Genomic DNA, 19811 nt, shown 5'->3' with positions numbered 1-19811 from the left:
CTTCGGCGCGACGGCCAAAACAACAATCGGCCGCCGCCACTATCTATTTGGGGACCGGTATGGATTGGCTCTGGAAATTTCCGACAATGAATGACGACGTGCTGCGCGAGCTGAAGAAGAGCGTCGACGAAGGATTTCGCGCCTTCACCCGCGCCTATGGCGACAGCATCGAGGCTGCGTTCAGCCCGCTGCAAAGCTTTCTCATCTGGGCAGAGCGGCTGCTGACCGGCACACCCTGGCCAATCATTCTCATCGCTTTTGCCGCAATTGCCTGGTTTGCCAGCCGCAGCTGGAAGGTCGTCATTGGCTGTGTTCTAACGCTTCTTGTCATCGGCTATTTCGACATGTGGCAGGATACGATGAAGACCGTGTCGATGATCTTCGTCTGCACCGTGCTTTCGATCGTCATCGGTCTCCCGCTTGGCATCATGATGGCGCGCTCGAATGCGATGCAGAAAATCGTCAATCCGATCCTCGACGTCATGCAGACCATGCCGAGCTTCGTCTACCTGATTCCCGTCGTCATGCTTCTCGGCATCGGTCGCGTACCTGGCGTCATCGCCGTTGTCATCTACGCGCTGCCGCCGATGATCCGCCTCACCAATCTCGGCATCCGCATGGTGGACGAGAATGTGCTGGAGGCCGCCGACGCCTTCGGTTCGTCGAGCTGGCAGAAGCTTCGCAACGTCCAGCTGCCGCTGGCGCTGCCAACCATCATGGCCGGCATCAACCAGACGATCATGATGGCGCTCGCCATGGTGGTCATTGCCTCCATGATCGGTGTTCAGGGGCTTGGGCAGCCGGTTCTCAAAGCCATCTCCAACCAGTACTTCACCCTCGGCGTCTTCAACGGCCTCGCAATCGTCGGCATTGCCATCATTTTCGACCGAATCAGCCAGGCCTATGGCCTACGGCTCCAGAAGCACCGGGAGATCGTGCATGGGTAGTAATTCGATCGAGATCCGGAGCCTCTTCAAGATCTTCGGTCCGCGCGGCCGTGACTATGTGGACGCCGTCAGCAAGGGCATGTCGAAGACCGAGCTCAACAGGGAGCACGGTCATGTGCTCGGGCTGAAGGACATCAACATCACCATTCCCGGCGGCAAGATCACCGTGATCATGGGGCTTTCCGGCTCCGGCAAATCGACGCTGATCCGTCACATCAACCGACTGATCGACCCGACTTCGGGCGAAGTCCTCTATGGCGGCGAAGATGTCTGCCGCATGGACGCCTTGCAGCTTCGCGAATTCCGCCGCCGTAGGACGGCCATGGTCTTCCAGCGTTTCGGTCTGCTGCCGCACCGCAACGTGCTGCAGAACACTGTCTATGGCCTGGAGATCCAGGGTGTCGCCAAGGCGGAGCGCGAGGAGCGGGCCAATGCCTGGATCAAGCGCGTCGGCCTGGAGGGCTTCGGTGGCCACTATCCGAACCAGCTCTCGGGCGGCATGCAGCAGCGTGTCGGCCTGGCGCGGGCCCTAACCAACGATGCCGAAATTCTCCTGATGGACGAGGCCTATTCGGCCCTCGACCCGCTGATCCGCGTCGATATGCAGACCGTCCTTCTCGATCTGCAGAAGGACCTGAAGAAAACGGTCGTCTTCATTACCCACGATCTCGATGAAGCGCTCCGGCTCGGGGAGAAAATCGCCATCCTGCGTGACGGCGAGGTGATCCAGCAGGGTTCGGCGGCTGAAATCGTCCTCAACCCCGCCAATGATTACATCGCCGCCTTCGTAAAGGAGGTCAATCGGGGCCGGGTCATCAAGATCGGTGCCGTCGCGAAGCAAATTCCGGTCGAAAGCCAGCTGCAGCTTTGCGAAGATATGGATATCGAAGGGGCATTGCGCGAAATGTCCCGCGCCGACGTCTCGTCCGCCACTGTCATATCACAGGAAGGTCAATCGCTCGGCGGCGTTTCATTGCAGGAACTGCTGGCGCTGCTCCTTCACCAGGCATGAAAATCTTAAGCAATCATGCGGCATGGGCTCAAACACATGCCGTTTGTTTAAACATGGTTAATTTTTTCGTTATAATGATCTGGGAGAAGGAACCGAACGATACGTCCGGATGTTGATAGCACGCTGTGGAGGACCGTGAAGATGTTCAAATTTTTCTCGATGAAGCCGTCGACCGAAGACTTCGATGCTGACACCGGCACCTATGCCGACGGCATGACCGACCGTTACTATCGTGATCTGACCGGCCGCACCGAACACCGCTACCGCTCGGCCCATGAGCGCGATTACGGCGCAGCCCGCGAGATCGTCGAATTGGCGCCACACGGCGTCGTCGGCGGCTGATCGCCTCTCGCTTCTTTGTTGATATCAGGCGCGCAACGTTTCCTGCGTTGGCCTGCGCAAACTGCTTGCAAGAACAGTTTTGTTGCGGCCCTTGGCCTTGGCGTCGAGAAGGGCCGCGTCGGCGCGGCTGACCAGCGTATCGACCACGCCTTCTGCAGGTGATGCCGCCACTCCGATGGATACCGACACCGCACCGATGATCTGACCTGAATGTGAAAGTGCCGCTCCACCGATCTGCGCGCGCAGCTTTTCAGCTAAGTCGAAACCATCCTCCTCGCTACAGTCCGGCAGCAGAATTGTGAATTCCTCGCCACCGAAGCGGAATGCGTTGCCGATATCGGCCACAGCGCTGCGCAGAACCTGCCCGACATACTGCATGACCATGTCGCCCGCATCGTGGCCGAACTGGTCGTTGAAACGCTTGAAGTGATCGATGTCGATCATCAGGCATGCGAGCGGCTCCTGGCCCTTGTCGCGCCCATGTCGGTGCAACGTTTCGTCCAGGAAACGGCGGTTGAAAAGCGCCGTTAGCGGGTCGCGGATGGCGAGATCTGTCAGCTTTTCACGAAACTGCAGGTTGGCGACCGCCAAGCCCACATTTTCGGCGATCAGTTCCAGATAGAGGCGAACACTGTCCAGCGCCGGTATTTGCCCGTGGCGCTCCTCCAGATAGAGAAGACCAATCATGTCACCCTGCGCCGTCAACGGGAAACAGGAGGAGGCAACACCGCTTCCTTCCACATGCTGGCAGGGCACATCTCCATCGCCGGTGCCGCTCATGTGCGGGCGGCCGCGCCGCAGGCCCCAGCACGCACTGGCGGGAAAAGCCGCCTGCGCATTCACAGGCTCCAGCCATGTGCCGGTTTGCGCAAGAACGGATTTGTCCTCGTCGAGGATATAAAGACTTCCGGCAATACCCGGAAAGATCTGCGGCGCGAAGCGCGCGACGACATCGGCCAGTTCATATTGATTTTCACAGGCCTGAAGGCGGTGCATCATCTGCAGGATGAGATCCTTGGTATGCTGATCAGCGCGTCGCTCCGCGTCCAGACGCTCACGCTCAAGCCCGTTTTCACGAAAGATCTGGATCGCTTCGTTCATTTCGCCGATCTCATCACGGCGATGATCGTCAGGGACCTCGACCGCATAATCCTGCTTGGCAAGTCGGCTGACGATGCCGGTCATGCGCACCAGAGGCATAGCCACGCGACGGCGAAGGATAAAGTAGAGCACGGCAAGAAAAAGCAGGCCTGTCATCGCCAGCATGATCTTGGCGACAAGGTTCCATTGGTCGCTGCGCCGGCGCGCGTCATCGAGCGCCGCTCCCGTGCGTGTCGCCGTGACGTCGCGCAGATGCCCGGCCGACTCCATCAGTGCCGTCTGCAACCGCTCATGCTCGGAACCGAAAAGCGTTTGCTGCGCTGCCTGTCTGTCACCCTTCTGGAAAGCATCGATCGCGGCGGCTTCCACGGCGTCAAGTGCCTCAGCCTGCTTGTTCATGCCCTCGATAATATTCCGCTCCACGGCGGATATGTCTCTCGCCGCGATCTGCTCGGCCGCCGTCTCGCGCCGCCGTTCGGTTTCCGCGTCCGCCTTGAAGGCATCGAGGTGGCGCTGTTCGCCGCGCATGACATAGAGCCTAGCCTCATCGCTGGAGAGTTCGGCACCCACCTCGAGCTGTTCGGTCAGCGTATCGAGAACAAGATGCTCCTCAACCGCACGCCGCTCATCCTCTGCACTACGCGACGACATGATAAAGGCGGCAGCCGAAAGCGCCGTGAGGATCACGGTAATGCCATAGGCCCAGTTGGTGATGGTGCTGATGCGCATAACTTCCACTTTATTTACAGAGACTTACCGCGTCCGAAAATCTCAATGTTACAAAAAAGTGAGAAGCCTATTATTTCACAGATCGAGTTCAGAAAAAATTAATAGGCCCGCAGCGTTTCCGCTCGGGCCTCTTTCATTGGTTTCGACTTCGCGGCCGCAAACGCATCGTGCCAAAAGCAGAACGGCAGGTTCAATCACTTTCTGCGCAATTGCTCGGGTTTGTGAGCCGCTCTTTTGCCGGACTTTTCGCTCTCGACAATATATTGCGGATCCGACTTCGAGGCTTTTACCTCGTGCCCTTTGATTTTCGTTGGCGCCGTCTGCTTCTTGACCACGCTGCCGACCGTTTCGCCCTGGCTCGTATTCCAGGATACCTTGTCGCCCTTCCTGAGCTTCTCACCCATCGTCTTTCCTTCCAGCGAAACAAGTTGTCTTGCAGGAACGCTTCAATGACGGGTTTGGTTCGTACAGCATGATCCGATAGCACGCGGCTGCGAAATCACAGCGCGGTCCGTCAAGGCAAGGAAATGTCGAAAGGAAACCTGCTAAGAATGCAGCGCATGGCGGGCGAAGACTGCCCACGCATTACCCCGGACGCGGCGGTCGCCGCGTCCGGGGTAGATTCATGATCAGACGAGATCGAAGCGATCAGCGTTCATGACCTTGTTCCATGCAGCAACGAAATCCTTGACGAACTTCGCCTTGGCATCGGACTGGCCATAGACTTCAGCGAGCGCGCGCAGCTGCGAATGCGAGCCGAAGATCAGGTCGATGCGGGTACCGGTCCACTTGACCACGTTGGTCTTGCGGTCGCGGCCTTCATAAACGCCGTCCTTGCCGGCGAGCGGTGCCCAGACGGTGCCCATGTCGAGCAGGTTGACGAAGAAGTCGTTCGTCAGCGCTTCCGGATGCGCGGTGAAGACACCATGCTCCGGCTTTCCGGCCGTCAGCACACGCAGGCCGCCGACGAGAACCGTCATTTCAGGCGCGGTCAGCGTCAGCAGCTGGGCACGGTCGACAAGGGCTTCTTCCGGCTTCATGAACTGCAGGCGCTTGCTGTTCACATAGTTGCGGAAACCGTCGGCACGCGGTTCGAGAGCCGCGAAGGAAGCGGCATCGGTCTGCTCCTGCGATGCATCCATGCGACCCGGCGCAAACGGCACGACGATGTCCTGGCCACCTGCCTTGGCAGCCTTTTCGACACCGGCCGCACCGGCAAGCACGATCAGGTCGGCGAGAGAGACCTTCTTGCCGCTGGTCTGAGCTGCATTGAAGTCCTTTTGGATGCCTTCGAGGGTGCCGAGAACCTTGGCGAGCTGTGCCGGCTCGTTGACTTCCCAGTCCTTCTGCGGGGCAAGACGAATGCGCGCGCCATTGGCGCCGCCACGCTTGTCGGAACCGCGGAAGCTCGAAGCGGATGCCCATGCGGTCGAGACGAGTTCCTGAACGGACAGGCCGGACGCAACGACCTTGGCCTTGAGTTCAGCAATGTCCTTGTCGTCGATGAGCGCGTGATCGACGGCCGGGATGACGTCCTGCCAGATCAGGTTTTCTGCCGGAACTTCCTTGCCGAGATAACGAACCTTCGGGCCCATATCGCGGTGGGTAAGCTTGAACCAGGCGCGGGCAAAGGCGTCTGCGAACTGATCCGGGTTTTCGAGGAAGCGGCGCGAGATCGCCTCGTAGATCGGGTCGACGCGCAGCGCGAGGTCGGAGGTAAGCATTCGCGGCAGGTGCTTCTTCGAAGAATCGAAGGCATCCGGGATGGTGGCGCCAGCGCCCTTTGCGACCCACTGATGAGCACCGCCCGGGCTTTTTTCCAATTCCCATTCATAACCGAACAGGTTCCAGAAGAAATTATTGCTCCACCTGGTGGGGGTCGTCGTCCAGGTGACTTCCAGGCCGCTGCCGATGGCATCGCGGCCGACACCGCTGTTGAACTTGCTCGCCCACCCGAGGCCCTGCGCCTCGAGTTCGCCACCTTCAGGATCGACGCCGACAAACGACGGGTCGCCCGCGCCGTGGGTCTTGCCGAAGGTATGACCGCCGGCGATCAGTGCCACCGTCTCTTCGTCGTTCATCGCCATGCGGGCGAAGGTCTCGCGGATGTCGCGAGCCGATGCGAGCGGATCGGGCGTGCCGTTCGGGCCTTCCGGGTTGACGTAGATCAGGCCCATCTGCACGGCGCCGAGTGGCTCCGCGAGCTCGCGTTCGCCGCTGTAGCGCTCGTCGCCAAGCCAGGTGCCTTCCGGACCCCAGTAGAGCTCTTCCGGCTCCCAGACGTCGGCACGGCCGCCAGCAAAACCAAAGGTCTTGAAGCCCATGGATTCGAGCGCGACGTTGCCGGTGAGGATCAAGAGGTCGGCCCAGGAAATGCTGTTGCCGTATTTCTGCTTGATCGGCCAGAGCAGGCGGCGGGCCTTGTCGAGATTGACGTTATCAGGCCAGGAGTTGAGCGGCGCAAAGCGCTGCTGACCCTGACCGGCGCCACCGCGGCCGTCGGTGATGCGATAGGTGCCGGCGCTGTGCCAGGCCATGCGGATGAAGAGACCGCCGTAGTGGCCGAAGTCTGCCGGCCACCAGTCCTGTGAGTCGGTCATCAGCGCGTGAAGATCCTTCTTCACCGCATCGAGATCGAGCTTCTTGAACTCTTCGGCATAGTCAAAATCCTTGCCCATCGGATCCGAAAGACCGGAGTGATGGTGAAGCATCTGCAGGTCGAGCTGGCTCGGCCACCAGTCGCGATTGCGTCTGGCGCTTGCTCCCGAATGATCGACGGGACATTTGCCCGCGCTGTCAGGTTTGTGGTCCATAGTTTTCTCCTGTTGCTCCAGGCAGCCATCCAGAGACAGCCTGTCCGTTAAACTATTGGGCCTGATTGCATGCTTGACGCCTTGCTGCTGATCGAGCGGGCGAGCATGCATCCTCCCTCTCCTCCCTTTTATCGGAAGCGTGTGATAATTTTAAGTTGGATTTACTGATAGCTGCGATAAGTTCATCTTATGACCAACCTGACGCTCAAACAGCTACGTTATTTTGAAGCGCTGGCACGCCATGGCCGCTTCCGGCATGCGGCCGACGCCTGCGCCATTTCGCAACCCGCTTTGTCCATGCAGATCAAGGAGCTGGAGGAAGAACTCGGCGGAGATCTCTTCGAGCGCGGCGCGCGTGAAGTCAGGCTGACCGCCTTCGGACAGCTCTTTGCGATGCGTGTGCGCGACATTCTGAGAGCTGTCGACGAGCTCGGAGATCTTGCCCGCGCCTCGCAGGACAGACTGCTGACGCGGCTGAGAATCGGCATCATCCCGACCATCGCCCCCTATTTGCTGCCGGCGATCATCAGCGATCTGAACAGGACCTTCGACAATATCGAAATACAGGTGCGCGAAACCTTGACGACCAGACTGGTTCACGAAGTGGCGCAAGGCGAGCTGGATCTGGCAGTCGTCGCATTGCCAGTGTCCCAGCCGTCTCTTACCGAGATCAAACTATTCGAGGAAGAATTCGTGCTGGTTCGCCACCGCGAAGACGAGGGCAAGCCGGTGCCGGAACCCGAGGCGCTGCGCGAAATGCGCCTGCTTCTCCTGGAAGAGGGACATTGCTTCCGGGATCAGGCCTTGTCCTTTTGCGGCATCGAATCGACTCGCCCTCGGGAGATCATGGAGGGCAGCTCGCTTTCGACGCTCGTACAGATGGTCAGCGCCGGCATCGGCGTCACCCTGATCCCTGAAATGGCCGTGCCCGTGGAGACACGCTCGGCGGATGTCTCCATTTCCCGATTTCGCACGCCTCAGCCGTTGAGAACGATCGGCATCATCTGGCGCAATTCGACACCCTTGGTCAAACAACTGCTGCAGATTTCAGAGGTCATTCGTCACTCGGCCGCAAGCCTGCATCAGCATGTCGATCCGGCACGAGCAGGAGTCAAAGGCTGATTTCCGCTGCTCCACTGGCCCGCCCCCGGCCGCGCTCTAGCTTCCCACGCTTGAAACCTTCGGAAATAGAGCACGGGAGCGGCTGAATTGGATCTCATCGACCTGATGCCCGTAACGCCGAACTGGACGGATATCGCACTTCGTCTGGCAGCAACGATCGTCGCTGGCGCATTTATCGGTCTCGACAGGGAGCGAGGCGGACATGCCGCCGGATTGCGCACCACCATTCTCGTTGGTCTTGCCGCCTGCCTTTCGATGATCCAGGCAAATATCCTCCTGGCAACGAGCCAAAGCGCAAACGGATCGATGGATATCCTGCGCTTCCCACTCGGCGTCCTCACCGGCGTGGGCTTCATCGGCGGAGGCGCAATCCTTCGACGCGGCGACATCGCAACCGGTGTCACCACCGCGGCGACTCTGTGGCTGATAACGGCAATTGGCCTGTGTTTCGGCGGCGGTCAGATTGCCGTGGGCTCCGTTGTCACCATCCTTGCCGTCCTCATCCTTTCGCCGCTGAAGCATGTCGACCGATGGATATCAGGCGACCAGAAGGGCACCGTATCGATCAGACTGGAAAACGTTTCAGGATTTCCCGATGTGAAGGCGGCAACTCCTGAACTTTCCGAGGCGATCTTCACGGGGCTGAGGGATATCGAGGGCGGGCATCGCCAACTGATCTACGAGATCAGGTGGAAGTCCGTCCGAGGTGTTCCAAGCGCGGATCAAGTTGCTGCATCGCTGGAAAAAAGCTTCCGTGTGACCCGGTTCGAGTATCGCACGACAGCGACATGAATAACCAGCTTTAGGCAGCACCGGCATGGCCTCCACGCAACGCACTACGCTGCAAAAATTGTCGGCTCTTTGTGACCAAAGGAAGCCGCTCGCTGCAGCCGCATTCCCATGCGGCCGTAATATCGGTCATCGTTTTTATTGCAGACCGGCCTTGTCCAGGCCGTAAAGCTTGTCCGCGGTGCCCGGAACGGCCTTGACCGCAATGCTGATCCGGTTCCATGCGTTGATGGCCATGATCTGGAAGGTCAGGTCGGATACTTCCTTCTCGGAAAGCTGGCCGCGGACCTTCTCATAAAGCTCGTCCGGAACGCCGGTGTCGGAAAGCTTGGTGACCGCTTCCGTCCACGCAAGGGCGGCGCGCTCGCGCGGGCTGAACAGCGTCGATTCACGCCAGGCGGCGACGTGATAGAGACGGAGTTCACGTTCGCCATGGATCTTTGCTTCCTTGGAATGCATGTCCACGCAGAAGCTGCAGCCATTGATCTGGGACGCGCGGATTTCGACCAGATCCCTGGTCGTCTGCTCGATGGAGCTCTCCTTCAATTCCATGCTGAAGGCGGAGAGCTTTTTGACGAGCTCTGGTGAAAGCTGGGCGTAATTCAGTCTTTGCGTCATGTCATCCTCGTCCTTCAAAATCGTTCATTTGGGGAACAGACCGCCGAGGCAGGCGGTCACGGAATGAGTACCAAGCGCGAGGAAAAACGGTAGCTAACCATCGGTTGGGGATAGATCCAACGGTATGAGCGGCCTTGTTGGTAACCCAACCCTGTCCGAGATTTCGGGCGTGGCTGCCGGATCTGCATTGGTCGCACGACCGTGCTTATCAGGGTGCGTGCTTACGCATTTCGGTCTCGATGAAATCCGAAAAGAGCTGCAGGCGGTAAGTCGGCATCCTGCCAAATGCGTGGACAGCCTGGAACGGCATCATCTCCAGTTCGAGCTCGGGCAGAAGCTGGATCAATTCCCCTCTATCCAGCTCCTCCTGAACGATGCATTTCATCAGATAAGCGACGCCCACACCGCTCAAGGCCGCGATCCGGATCGCTGTCGCTGTGTCGAGATCCACCTCTCCTGTCGGCATCATTGTCGAGCCATCGCCAAGGCGAACGGGATATGTACGGCCGTCGATCGCGTAGCGCGCGAAGGGTATTTCACGCAACCTCTCCACCGAACTCACCTGTCCCCATGTCTCGATAAACGCAGGCGATGCGACCAGTACCATCTCCAGATGCACCAGCGTGCGCATCATCAAGTCGCTTCCCGTGACCTTACCGACGCGAAACGCGATGTCGTAGTTTTCGCGGATCAAGTCCACATGCCGATCCGTCGTCCCGAGATCGAGCGTTATGCCGGGATGCTGCGGCAGGAAGCGTGTGAAGATGGGCGGCATGAGAAGCCTCGCAAGCTCGCTTGGCAGGCTCACACGCAAATGACCGGTCGCGCCGCGATCCGCTTGAAAGACATCCGAAGATTCCTCGATCTGCCGGAGAAGTGGCGCAATGTTTCCGAAGAAGGTCTCTCCATCCGGTGTCAGCGTAAGGAGACGTGTCGAGCGACGAAAGAGCTTGAGCCCGAGCAGGCTTTCCAGCCGGGAAACGCTTTTCGATACGCCCGACGGCGTTGTCCGCAGGCTGCGCGCCGCCGCGCTGAAGGATCCGGTTTCGACGGTTCGGACAAACGCTACCAATCCCGCTGCCTCACCTAGCAAATTACCCACGGCGCGATGGTCACCCATGTGCATGATTGCGGAATACCGATCGAATGGCTTGCAGCAGGTAGGACCGCCGGCGATCATGCTGCATGGCATGATTGCCCATGTTCCCGCTCAACGCCTCCCGATAGGCGAGATTTGCTGCAAGATCCTCCGCGAGCTCGGGGCGACCGCCCAGAAGTGGTGCAAAAGCTTCCTTGCTGATTTCATAAACGGTCACCCGTGTTACCGCCTGAAGCGCATGGCTCTCGCCAATTCCGGCGAGGAAGCCACCTTCGCCAAAAAAATCGCCGGGCGCCAGGCGCGCCGCCTCCTCGCCGTCTCTTCTCATCGAAACGATCCCGGCCCGGATGATCATCAGGCTCGCAAGAGAGTCCCCTTCTTTTGCGATCTCATCACCGGGAGAAAAAATGCGCCTGGTCGCTGATACCGCGAGCGCTGTTGTCTCCTCCTCTGTAAGCACCGAGAAAATGGGGATCGCTTCGATGAGGCTTTGCGCCGGGCCCGTGCTGGAGGCCGATGCATTCTGTGCAATGACCTCAGTCGCCGTGATGACCTTGCTGAGCGGCATCGCAAGCTGAAGTCCGCTGGACTTGCAGTGTCGGTATACGAGGTCGATGACCTCACTGCGGGCGACACCTCGCTTCAGTGGACTGGTGACTTGAAAATACAGTTCCACATCAACCGCACTGGCGTCGATGCCGACAAGTGAAACGGCCGGCGGCGGATCCTTGATGATGGAGTTGCAGCTATCCAGCACCGTTTGCATGACGCCGCGGATGACGTGCGGCATGCGTGTCGGCACAATCCGGATCGACAGCGTAATCTGATGATTTTCATCCGGCCTGCTGATATTGGTCAGCCCAAGCTTGGCAAGCACGCTGTTCGGCAAGACGACGATATTGTGAGCGGCTGTCAGCAGATGCGTCGAGCGCCAGTTGCTGGCAACGATCCGTCCTTCCGTGCCGTCGCTGAGAACGATCCAATCGCCGATGACATAGGGGCGCCCCAGCGTCAGCGCGATCCCGGAGAACACATCCCCCAGCGTATTCTGCAAGGCAAGACCAAGGATGACGGCAATGACGCCTGATGTCGCCAGCAACGTCCCGATCGGAACGCCAAAGACGAAAGCCATGACCGACAAGGCGACACCGAGATAAACGACCGCAATCAAAAGGTCCTGAATGAGCCTCGCCTCCCGTGGCCTCCCATCCAGCACGATGTAGATGCGCAGAAAGCCGATGACGGCCCATGAGAGATGCACCCACCAGAATATCTTCGCAGAGACAACGAGCGCACTCATGCTTTCCAGATGCGGTGGGTCGAAGCGAAACGGGACAATCCCTGCCAGCAGAAGAACAATCGTCATCGCGGTAAAGAAGGCGATCTGCACGATCAGGCGCGCGTATGGCCGGGACCGTCCCTGCAGATGCCATACGACGATGCCTGCTATGCCCAGGACATTCAGCAAGACGACGAACGAAGCGATTTCCTGCGGCATCCGGTTTTCTCATCGGCAAAATATACAAGGGAATACAGCCACCAGCCGTCGCTTGCGGGCAGAGACAGGCTGATCGGGAAAGATAGGTTTTGAACTCGCTCCTGTCGGTCTATGGCCGACGGCAGCTTCTCAGAAAGACGGCTAAAGGCATCTTGGAACCCGCCTCAAGATCGACGCCTCTGAGTTCGGGCGGTCATTCCCGCCGTTTAGCAGAATCCGGACTTTCAACGCGCTTTCGTAAAATCCGCTGTCATAAAGGCGAAGCATGATCGGGCCTTTGGCAATAAGTCCTCGGCGCATAGCATAGTCGCCCGTCAGCCCATCTGACTATTAAAACAAGAGTGGGCTTGACACCAAACCTGATATGCTGACCGCTTGCACCGCAATAAGAGCCATCGCGTTGAGCACAATGCCGGGTCGGAGCGCCGTGCTTCTGGCCAAACATAGAGTCCGCGGTTAACGAGACGAAAAATGCATAATCTCGACAGTGCCAACCGTCATTCCCTCGCGAACTGGCTGATTTCAGGCGTTAGAGACGAGTTGCAGATCGAGCCCATATTTCTGCAACTCTGCGACCGTCTTGCTTCCTGCGGCGTTGCTCTCAGCCGCGCCAGCCTCCATCTTCGCGTTCATCATCCCCAGTGGCTCGGAACGCGAGTCGTTTGGGTCAAGAATCACCGCGAAGCGGATATCACGACGATCGGTTACGATGTCGAGGCGACCGACGCTTTTCTCAGAAGTCCGTTTCGCGCCGTCATCAAAAGCGGCGTCGAGATCCGCCAGCGGCTCCAGATCCACGGGCCGCATCAATTTTCCGTCTTCGAAGAGCTGAAGCAGGAGGGCCACACCGATTACATCGCCTGGCCGATCGACCATACGCAGGGCAAACGACACCTTGCGACGTTTTCGACGAGCGAACCGGGCGGATTTACCGATGAGGAAATGGCGCTCTTCCGCGAGATCCTTCCGCTGTTTTCACTGGTCAGCGAAATTCGCCTCAAGAACCAACTGGCGCTGACACTTCTGCAGACCTATGTCGGCCCGCATGCCGGGGAACAGATCCTGGATGGAGCGACGACGCGGGGTAGCGGGACCTCGGTGAATGCCGCCATCATGATCTGCGATCTCCGAAACTTCACCAAGCTCTCCAATCGCCGGCCACGCGATGAGGTCATTTCCATTCTGAATCAATATTTCGATGCCATCGCCGATCCGATCGAAAGACACGGCGGAGAAATCCTCAAGTTCATGGGGGATGGATTGCTGGCTGTATTTCCGCTGGAGAAGGCCGATGCCTGCACCGGTCTCCTTCAGGCTGTCATCGAGGCGCAAGAGGCGATCAAACGCTTCCAGGGAGCGGCATTCGGATACGAAGTCCGCTACGGCACGGGCATTCATCTCGGAGAGGTGATGTACGGCAATATCGGCTCGAAAAAGAGGTTGGATTTCACCGTGATCGGCCCCGCCGTGAATATCGCCTCTCGCCTTGAAGCCTTGACGAAAGAACTGCAGCGCCCGGCCCTGATGTCGGCCGATTTCGTTCGGATGGCGGGATGTTCGGACCAGACGGAATGCCTGGGTTTCTACAACCTCAGAGGTTTCGAAGAACCGGTCGAGGTTCACGCTCTTCGCCTTCCGCCGGTCGGAGGCTGACGCCCGTCGGTAAAGATCAGGGTCTATCGTTTGAGCCGCAGCCCCTCGTCCACCATCACATTGCAATCCAGAATATAGCCGGCTCCACGCGCCGTCTTGATCAGGCTTGGTTTTGACGGCTCCGTTTCCAGTTTGCGTCGCAGGCGCAGAACCAGCGCGTCGATACTTCGATCGAAGACCTCTTCCGAGTGGACGCGACTTGCCGCAAGCAGCCGCTCACGGGACAGGACTTGTTTCGGTGCGTTCAGGAACGCGACCAAAAGATTGAATTCGGCGGCGGTCAGTTGCGTCTCGCCAACGCCCGGCCGCGTAAGTATTCGCTGACGCATGGAGAGCATCCAGTCGCCAAACATGTAAGTACGGCGTTCCCGCCCGGCATCGGGCGCGGACCTCACCCTCATGGCCGCCTTCAGCCGTGCCAGGAACTCTCGCAGGCCGAATGGCTTGGTGATGTAATCGCTTGCGCCAAGCTCAAATCCCAAGACCTTGTCGGCTTCCTCGGTGCGATCGGCACTGGTGATGATGACAGGCGCCGCCGAGAGTGTTGCCAATTGCTGCACGATCTCGAGGGCGTCCTCTCCCTTAAGGTTAAGATCGACGACGAACGCATCGATCACGTCCCTGGAAAGCGCACTTTGCAATTCATCGCCAGCGCTGACGGCAGTAACGCGAAACGACTGTTGCATGAGAAAATCACGGATGAGACTGCGCGCAGAGTGATCGCTATCGGCAACGAGAACATGCTGCATGGGCTTCTCCGTCCGGCACGGGAACGGAGCACAGCCCAGCCGAATATGACAATGACTTGCGATGAGTTGTCTTCAATGGCGCCCCTCCCCGCTCATAGTCGAAGCGCGCCTGTCGGACGATCAAACGTCCGTTTGGGTTTCACCCGAAAATCTGCGGGTTTACGGTGTTCCTGAATCGCCGCTCTTCAGATCCCTTGGTGCCCAAGGCAGACATTCGGGCGTCCGAATGGCCATTGATGAAACGGAAGTATAGCTTCTCACAATCCCCATAAAATATAGCTTCTCCAAGCTTGGTTCGGCGACACTACTCCTCCCAAAGCAACCAGTTCGCGGCACCTACCAAGCATCTCGAAACAAGGAGAACTATATGGATCCGCAACACTTTCGGCCAACGCGCCGAGATACGATGGCGGGGGCGATTACATTTGCAGTCGCTGCCGCAACCTTGAGATTTTCTGCATCCGCAATGGCTGATGAGCCAAAGAACTCAAAGGAAGAACACACCATGAGCACCGAATACGTCACGACCAAAGACGGCGTCCAGATCTTCTATAAGGACTGGGGTCCGAAGGACGCTCAGCCGATCGTCTTCCACCACGGCTGGCCGCTGAGCGCTGATGACTGGGACAACCAGATGCTTTTCTTCCTCGGCAAGGGTTATCGCGTCATTGCGCATGACCGCCGCGGACACGGCCGCTCGACCCAGGTCAGCGACGGTCACGACATGGACCATTATGCCGCCGACGCTGCGGCCGTTGTCCAGCATCTCGACCTCCGCAACGCAATCCACGTCGGCCATTCGACGGGCGGCGGCGAAGCAACCCACTATGTCGCACGTCACGGAAAGGGGCGTGTCGCCAAGCTCGTTCTCATCGGGGCCGTCCCGCCGATTATGGTCAAGACGGCCGCCAATCCGGGCGGCCTGCCGATTGAGGTCTTTGACGGCCTTCGCACGGCACTGGCAGCCAACAGGTCGCAGTTCTATATCGATCTGGCCAGCGGCCCGTTCTACGGCTTCAATCGCCCAGGTGCTCAAGTCTCGCAGCCCATCGTCCAGAATTGGTGGCGGCAGGGCATGGCCGGTGGAGCAAGGGCCCATTACGACGGCATCAAGGCGTTCTCGGAAACGGACTTTACCGAAGACCTGAAATCGATCGAAGTGCCTGTCCTCGTCATGCACGGCGACGATGACCAGATCGTCCCTGTCGCCGATTCCGCTCCGCTCTCCGCAAAGTTGCTGAAGAACGCGACCTTGAAGATTTACAAGGGCCTGCCCCATGGCATGGCGACGACGCATGCCGACATCGTCAATGCCGATCTGCTCAGCTTCTTCAAGGCCTGATGATTTGGGGCGCTGCTGAGGCGCCCCCTTTTTCGAATAGCATTGCGATGAGCTTCGGGAATTGTCGATCGGCAATTCACCACCCAAAACGATCAAAGCCCCTTCCGGGGCTTTGATTATTTCAACGCAGATTTTGATGCCCGGTCAGTGACCCGGAGGTGGGGTAGCCGTCTTGACCCATTCGGAGTACCGCGTCTTGCCGATCCGTACCTGATTACCGGGCATAAGGGAGCCTTCCTTCAGCAGAGCACCGAAATAACGGGTCTGATCATCGGCAACCACTTCGCGCTTGTCGCCGATCTGCCGCATATAGCGGGTGACGGCATCCGCAATCTTGATCGGTTCCGGACCGGCGATTTCGACGGTGGCGTTCAACGGATTACCGAGAACGACATCGACAAGCGCGTCGGCAACATCGTCCGAGAAGATCGGCTGCATCATCGCCGGTGAAAGGTGAACCTTGTCGCCCTGCACGCCGGATTGAGCGATGCCGAACATGAATTCGAAAAACTGCGTCGAGTGAACCAGGGAATAAGGAATCCCGGATTCCTTGATGATCTTCTCCTGGGCAAGCTTGGCGCGCATGTATCCGCTCTCCGGAAGGCGTTCCGTGCCGACGACGGACAGTGCGACATGATGCTTCACGCCTGCAGCCGCTTCGGCAGACGCAATGTTGCGACCCGCGGTCTGGAAGAATTCCATCACTGCCTTGTCTTCGAAGGACGGGGAGTTGGAGAGGTCGACCACGACCTGTGCTCCCTTGAGAACGTCGGCAAGCCCCTCGCCGGTAATCGTATTGACGCCGGATGCGGGAGAGGCGGCAATAGTCTCGTGGCCCTTGGCCTGCAGGCGTTTGACGAGCTTCGAACCGATCAAGCCGGTTCCGCCGATAACGACGATTTTCATAATCTGCTCCTTTTTTGCTGTACCAAAGAGTTGAATGAACCTCCCGCCGCGCAAGCGAGGCGGGGCGGTAGCCAGGTCAGATCGACTTTGTCCGGACCGGCCACTGCGCCAGCTGCCACAACCCCGTGAGCACGGTGGGAGGCTCTGACGATCTCTCCGTAGAATGAATGGGTTGCGTCATCGCTTCGGTCCTGGATTCCTGTGGAAGAGACGGCAGCCTTGAGCCGGCTGCCAGGATCTAAGCCTAAGCGATTGTGGTTGGGCGCATACCCAAACATACGTTGGGGATCGGACCGCGCCCCATGTAACCGACCAGAAGTTCAGCCGGGAATACCCGGCCAGACGGGCAGCGCTATGCGGCCATCGCGAGTTTACACAGAGATCGAGGCAAGCCGGTCTTTCCGGAGTTCGATTGCTTCGGGCGCGGAACGGCTCAGGCATTAACCCCGCTGAAGCTGTTCGACCTTGCGCACGAGATCTGCCAGAGAGCGGCACTGCATCTTGCGCATGAGGCTCATGCGGTGAAGCTTGACCGTCATTTCGCTGATACCAAGCTGATAGGCGACCTGCTTGTTCATCAAACCGCTTGCCACCGCATGCATGACCTCCTGCTCCCTGGGTGTCAGGCTGTCGGCAAGCGCCTGGACGCGTTTCAATTCCTCATTCGACTTGCGGCGTTCGTCATCTATCCTGATGGCGTGATCCACGGCGTCGAGAAGAACCTGGTTGATGAAGGGTTTCGTGATGAAGTCGGTCGCCCCCGCCTTCATTGCCCTTACACTGGTCGGAACATCCGCGTGGGCCGTGAGGAATATGAGCGGCAGTTTACTGCCGAGCGCCAGAAGCTGGCTTTGAAGATCAAGCCCCGAGCCCCCTGGCATTCGCATGTCGACGACGATACAGCCTGGCGCATTGACATCAGCCCCTTTGAGAAATTCCAGACCGTTTGGGAAAGCTGATGCGCGCTTGTTCGTGACCGTGAAAAGATCCACGAGGGCACTGCGCATCTCCGCGTCATCGTCGATGACGTAAACGACCGGCTCGGCGCTCTTGTCCGTTTTCACCTGAGCGTTTTGCATCGAATTACCTCTCTGGCATCTGAGAGATTCCGACCCTTGAATGCGCCCGTATCCCTCTGCTTTGCCCCTTGTCGGCTCTCAGTCACCAAACACGCCAGCCGCCAGATCAAAACAGGCTACAGCCGGCCGGCATGATGCGAGCCTGCTCAATGAGACGCCAATCGATAGCATAGGATATGCGCCGGCGGACGATACACCTTGGTTTACCATCGCCTGTTGCGGGTATGCGTCGTCGTCAAAGCGGAACAAAACCGGCAGCAAACGCTGCCGGTTTTGCCTGCTCGAGGACATAAGCCGGATGGGTTGGACGCTCGGCTGCCATTTCGTTAGCCGCAGGAAGAAACCGGAAAAAGCCCTGCGTTCATCATCCCCATCGTGCCCGGTTAACACGGCTCACGGATACTCAGATACTGGCCGATGCCATGCCAGGCATCCCTAACATTGGTTTGCCAAACCTTGGTTCGGGTTCGGATCTTACGCTGGGTAAATGACATTAATCGCGGGAACATGAGGTTCGAGCGAACACCCGTCGCCCCTGCTTCCGGTCAACCCAAAACTTCGTTTTATCGATCCGCCCCCGGAAACGGCTATCCTTTCAGCATGTCGGTCACTATCCCGAGGGTGTGAGATGAAGATTTTGGTTGTTGGTGCGAGCGGGATGATGGGATCCAAGATCGTTCGTGAATTGGAACGAGCGGGTCAAACCGTCAGTGGCGTGTCGACCAGTACCGGCGTCGACGCCTATACCGGCCAAGGGCTGAGGGCGGCGCTTGTCGACGCGGACGTGCTGATCGATGTCACCAATTACGGATCATTCGGTGATTCAAACGCGCTCGGCTTCTTCAAGCAGGCAGGCAAAAATCTGCTGGCGGCAGCGAAGGATGCTGGCATCGGGCACTATCTTGCCCTGTCCGTAGTCGCCACGGACCGGCTGGTGGAAAACGACTATTTCCGCGCAAAGATGGTGCAGGAAAATCTCATACGGGCCTCTGGGCTACCTCATACCATTATCAGGTCCGCCCAGTTCTTCGAATTCTTCAACGGCATCATCGATTTGGCAGCCGATGGGAATGGTTTCCGGCTGCCCCCCTCTCTGGTCAGACCGATTGCGGCGGACGAGGCTTCGACCTTGATATCAAGGATCATGATCGGCACGCCCCGCAATGACATCATCGAGATCGCCGGCCCGGACCCTGTACAACTGGACCAAATGGCGCGCGAGATCCTGACGGCGACGGAAGATCCACGCTCGATTGCGATCGATCCGACAGCGCCGTTCTTCGGTGTGGAACTTGCCGAAACGACACTCCTTCCGAGAGCCGATGCCCTTGCCGGAACCGTGACGTTCCACGACTGGCTTTCCCGATCGATGATGGCGGCTTAGCGCTTACGCAGATGCTAGCCGTCGCAGACGAAAGAAGGAGGCGCCGCAAAGCGCCTCCTTTTATGGGTTGAGCACCCGCTCTATGCCCGAATGCCTGCAACTCCTTGCCGGCTCGCGGAGCCTGTGGCCTGCTGAATTGCCCAAAGTGTTGCAATGATCCCGAAGATCGCGGGCAGGCTCACCGCCGGGAAGTCGCGCAGGATCACCGACGAAGAGCAGATGCCGACAGCGACTTCCCAAAGATGAAACGTTGCATGGGCGATGAGCCAGAGGGTCGCCCCGGCCCACATCTCGACCCGCCGGCCAGGCTTCCAGGCCCCAAAGGCAAATGCAAGCGCTATAAAGCCCTGGATGATGCCGATATCGCGAATGAAGTGCTGGTTGTACATCCCTGTATCGGTGACGCCGGGAATAAAATAATACCAGCTTTCGGGATCGTAGAGCATGTACAGCGCCAGCCAGCCGGCAAGCAATATGTTGAAGCCGACCATTGCGTAGACAATGAATTTCGTGACCTGCATCGCAACCTCCTTGGATAAGCGGGCCTCAAAATTACCATCCAAGTCCGAGGCTTACCTCCCAAACCAAGGTTGGGGAGCCGAACGTGAGAGCGACTGGAACGCAGCCG

Annotated in this window: 18 protein-coding genes; 8 read left to right on the top strand and 10 right to left on the bottom strand. The window is 58.6% G+C overall.

Annotated features, from left to right (window positions below):
• Positions 1 to 59 precede the first annotated feature (59 nt).
• From AC1DF8_RS11620 to AC1DF8_RS11610, 3 genes are all read left to right on the top strand, one after another.
• A complete protein-coding gene (locus AC1DF8_RS11620) occupies positions 60 to 947 on the top strand; it encodes an ABC transporter permease (RefSeq protein ID WP_183886366.1) in 888 nt (295 codons plus the stop codon).
• Complete coding sequence (locus AC1DF8_RS11615; RefSeq protein WP_478153641.1) at positions 940 to 1959, top strand: quaternary amine ABC transporter ATP-binding protein; 1020 nt, start codon at positions 940 to 942, stop codon at positions 1957 to 1959. Before AC1DF8_RS11620 ends, AC1DF8_RS11615 begins: the two co-directional genes overlap by 8 nt.
• Before the next feature lie 141 nt (positions 1960 to 2100).
• The gene (locus AC1DF8_RS11610; RefSeq protein WP_246715548.1) at positions 2101 to 2301 is read left to right on the top strand and encodes a hypothetical protein; all 201 of its coding nucleotides are present in this window, start codon (positions 2101 to 2103) and stop codon (positions 2299 to 2301) included.
• 24 nt (positions 2302 to 2325) lie between these two features.
• On the opposite strand, the gene AC1DF8_RS11605 is transcribed toward AC1DF8_RS11610, so the two are convergent.
• The 3 genes from AC1DF8_RS11605 to katG form a co-directional block, all read right to left on the bottom strand.
• Positions 2326 to 4131 (bottom strand): diguanylate cyclase, encoded by a 1806-nt coding sequence (locus tag AC1DF8_RS11605; protein WP_478153639.1) that lies wholly within the window; start codon positions 4129 to 4131, stop codon positions 2326 to 2328.
• Positions 4132 to 4325: 194 nt separating this feature from the next.
• Positions 4326 to 4535, bottom strand: coding sequence for a hypervirulence associated TUDOR domain-containing protein (locus AC1DF8_RS11600; protein ID WP_478153637.1), 210 nt, complete (start codon positions 4533 to 4535; stop codon positions 4326 to 4328).
• A gap of 225 nt (positions 4536 to 4760) precedes the next feature.
• A complete protein-coding gene (gene katG, locus AC1DF8_RS11595) occupies positions 4761 to 6944 on the bottom strand; it encodes a catalase/peroxidase HPI (RefSeq protein WP_478153635.1) in 2184 nt (727 codons plus the stop codon).
• Between the two features lie 189 nt (positions 6945 to 7133).
• On the opposite strand from katG, the gene AC1DF8_RS11590 reads away from it, so the two are divergent.
• Both AC1DF8_RS11590 and AC1DF8_RS11585 read left to right on the top strand, forming a co-directional pair.
• The gene (locus AC1DF8_RS11590) at positions 7134 to 8066 is read left to right on the top strand and encodes a hydrogen peroxide-inducible genes activator (protein ID WP_112969117.1); all 933 of its coding nucleotides are present in this window, start codon (positions 7134 to 7136) and stop codon (positions 8064 to 8066) included.
• A gap of 105 nt (positions 8067 to 8171) precedes the next feature.
• The gene (locus tag AC1DF8_RS11585; RefSeq protein WP_478153716.1) at positions 8172 to 8858 is read left to right on the top strand and encodes an MgtC/SapB family protein; all 687 of its coding nucleotides are present in this window, start codon (positions 8172 to 8174) and stop codon (positions 8856 to 8858) included.
• A gap of 135 nt (positions 8859 to 8993) precedes the next feature.
• On the opposite strand, the gene AC1DF8_RS11580 is transcribed toward AC1DF8_RS11585, so the two are convergent.
• From AC1DF8_RS11580 to AC1DF8_RS11570, 3 genes are all read right to left on the bottom strand, one after another.
• Entirely contained in the window at positions 8994 to 9473 is a 480-nt protein-coding gene (locus tag AC1DF8_RS11580) for a carboxymuconolactone decarboxylase family protein (protein ID WP_113014387.1), read from the bottom strand.
• Between the two features lie 208 nt (positions 9474 to 9681).
• Positions 9682 to 10575: a LysR family transcriptional regulator gene (locus AC1DF8_RS11575; RefSeq protein ID WP_478153632.1), complete on the bottom strand. Its 894-nt coding sequence runs from the start codon at positions 10573 to 10575 to the stop codon at positions 9682 to 9684.
• Between the two features lie 10 nt (positions 10576 to 10585).
• Complete coding sequence (locus tag AC1DF8_RS11570) at positions 10586 to 12070, bottom strand: cyclic nucleotide-binding domain-containing protein (RefSeq protein ID WP_478153630.1); 1485 nt, start codon at positions 12068 to 12070, stop codon at positions 10586 to 10588.
• 471 nt (positions 12071 to 12541) lie between these two features.
• Between AC1DF8_RS11570 and AC1DF8_RS11565 the strand changes: the two genes are divergently transcribed.
• Positions 12542 to 13723: an adenylate/guanylate cyclase domain-containing protein gene (locus tag AC1DF8_RS11565; RefSeq protein WP_478153628.1), complete on the top strand. Its 1182-nt coding sequence runs from the start codon at positions 12542 to 12544 to the stop codon at positions 13721 to 13723.
• Between the two features lie 23 nt (positions 13724 to 13746).
• On the opposite strand, the gene AC1DF8_RS11560 is transcribed toward AC1DF8_RS11565, so the two are convergent.
• A complete protein-coding gene (locus AC1DF8_RS11560; RefSeq protein ID WP_478153626.1) occupies positions 13747 to 14472 on the bottom strand; it encodes a winged helix-turn-helix domain-containing protein in 726 nt (241 codons plus the stop codon).
• Positions 14473 to 14977: 505 nt separating this feature from the next.
• Between AC1DF8_RS11560 and AC1DF8_RS11555 the strand changes: the two genes are divergently transcribed.
• The gene (locus AC1DF8_RS11555) at positions 14978 to 15814 is read left to right on the top strand and encodes an alpha/beta fold hydrolase (protein ID WP_478153624.1); all 837 of its coding nucleotides are present in this window, start codon (positions 14978 to 14980) and stop codon (positions 15812 to 15814) included.
• Positions 15815 to 15958: 144 nt separating this feature from the next.
• On the opposite strand, the gene AC1DF8_RS11550 is transcribed toward AC1DF8_RS11555, so the two are convergent.
• Both AC1DF8_RS11550 and AC1DF8_RS11545 read right to left on the bottom strand, forming a co-directional pair.
• Positions 15959 to 16720 carry an SDR family oxidoreductase gene (locus AC1DF8_RS11550; RefSeq protein ID WP_112546303.1) on the bottom strand — a complete coding sequence of 254 codons (762 nt, stop codon included), beginning with the start codon at positions 16718 to 16720 and terminating at the stop codon, positions 15959 to 15961.
• A 440-nt stretch (positions 16721 to 17160) separates the two neighbouring features.
• Positions 17161 to 17799 (bottom strand): response regulator transcription factor, encoded by a 639-nt coding sequence (locus AC1DF8_RS11545; RefSeq protein WP_112969113.1) that lies wholly within the window; start codon positions 17797 to 17799, stop codon positions 17161 to 17163.
• Between the two features lie 628 nt (positions 17800 to 18427).
• Between AC1DF8_RS11545 and AC1DF8_RS11540 the strand changes: the two genes are divergently transcribed.
• Positions 18428 to 19183 (top strand): SDR family oxidoreductase, encoded by a 756-nt coding sequence (locus AC1DF8_RS11540; RefSeq protein ID WP_478153621.1) that lies wholly within the window; start codon positions 18428 to 18430, stop codon positions 19181 to 19183.
• Between the two features lie 80 nt (positions 19184 to 19263).
• Here the strand turns inward: AC1DF8_RS11540 and AC1DF8_RS11535 are convergent, their stop codons facing one another.
• Complete coding sequence (locus AC1DF8_RS11535) at positions 19264 to 19746, bottom strand: hypothetical protein (protein WP_478153619.1); 483 nt, start codon at positions 19744 to 19746, stop codon at positions 19264 to 19266.
• Positions 19747 to 19811: the final 65 nt, after the last annotated feature.

This window comes from Rhizobium sp. 05N49 (assembly GCF_056396805.1).
The sequence above is the reverse complement of the archived record's forward strand: the minus strand, read 5'-3'. Positions and strand labels throughout refer to the sequence as shown.

Bases quoted from the DNA above. Each gene is read 5' to 3' on its own strand.
- AC1DF8_RS11620 (WP_183886366.1), top strand. From the start codon at position 60: ATGGATTGGCTCTGGAAATTTCCGACAATGAATGACGACGTGCTGCGC.
- AC1DF8_RS11615 (WP_478153641.1), top strand. From the start codon at position 940: ATGGGTAGTAATTCGATCGAGATCCGGAGCCTCTTCAAGATCTTCGGT.
- AC1DF8_RS11610 (WP_246715548.1), top strand. From the start codon at position 2,101: ATGTTCAAATTTTTCTCGATGAAGCCGTCGACCGAAGACTTCGATGCT.
- AC1DF8_RS11605 (WP_478153639.1), bottom strand. From the start codon at position 4,131: ATGCGCATCAGCACCATCACCAACTGGGCCTATGGCATTACCGTGATC.
- AC1DF8_RS11600 (WP_478153637.1), bottom strand. From the start codon at position 4,535: ATGGGTGAGAAGCTCAGGAAGGGCGACAAGGTATCCTGGAATACGAGC.
- katG (WP_478153635.1), bottom strand. From the start codon at position 6,944: ATGGACCACAAACCTGACAGCGCGGGCAAATGTCCCGTCGATCATTCG.
- AC1DF8_RS11590 (WP_112969117.1), top strand. From the start codon at position 7,134: ATGACCAACCTGACGCTCAAACAGCTACGTTATTTTGAAGCGCTGGCA.
- AC1DF8_RS11585 (WP_478153716.1), top strand. From the start codon at position 8,172: ATGCCCGTAACGCCGAACTGGACGGATATCGCACTTCGTCTGGCAGCA.
- AC1DF8_RS11580 (WP_113014387.1), bottom strand. From the start codon at position 9,473: ATGACGCAAAGACTGAATTACGCCCAGCTTTCACCAGAGCTCGTCAAA.
- AC1DF8_RS11570 (WP_478153630.1), bottom strand. From the start codon at position 12,070: ATGCCGCAGGAAATCGCTTCGTTCGTCGTCTTGCTGAATGTCCTGGGC.
- AC1DF8_RS11565 (WP_478153628.1), top strand. From the start codon at position 12,542: ATGCATAATCTCGACAGTGCCAACCGTCATTCCCTCGCGAACTGGCTG.
- AC1DF8_RS11560 (WP_478153626.1), bottom strand. From the start codon at position 14,472: ATGCAGCATGTTCTCGTTGCCGATAGCGATCACTCTGCGCGCAGTCTC.
- AC1DF8_RS11555 (WP_478153624.1), top strand. From the start codon at position 14,978: ATGAGCACCGAATACGTCACGACCAAAGACGGCGTCCAGATCTTCTAT.
- AC1DF8_RS11550 (WP_112546303.1), bottom strand. From the start codon at position 16,720: ATGAAAATCGTCGTTATCGGCGGAACCGGCTTGATCGGTTCGAAGCTC.
- AC1DF8_RS11545 (WP_112969113.1), bottom strand. From the start codon at position 17,799: ATGCAAAACGCTCAGGTGAAAACGGACAAGAGCGCCGAGCCGGTCGTT.
- AC1DF8_RS11540 (WP_478153621.1), top strand. From the start codon at position 18,428: ATGAAGATTTTGGTTGTTGGTGCGAGCGGGATGATGGGATCCAAGATC.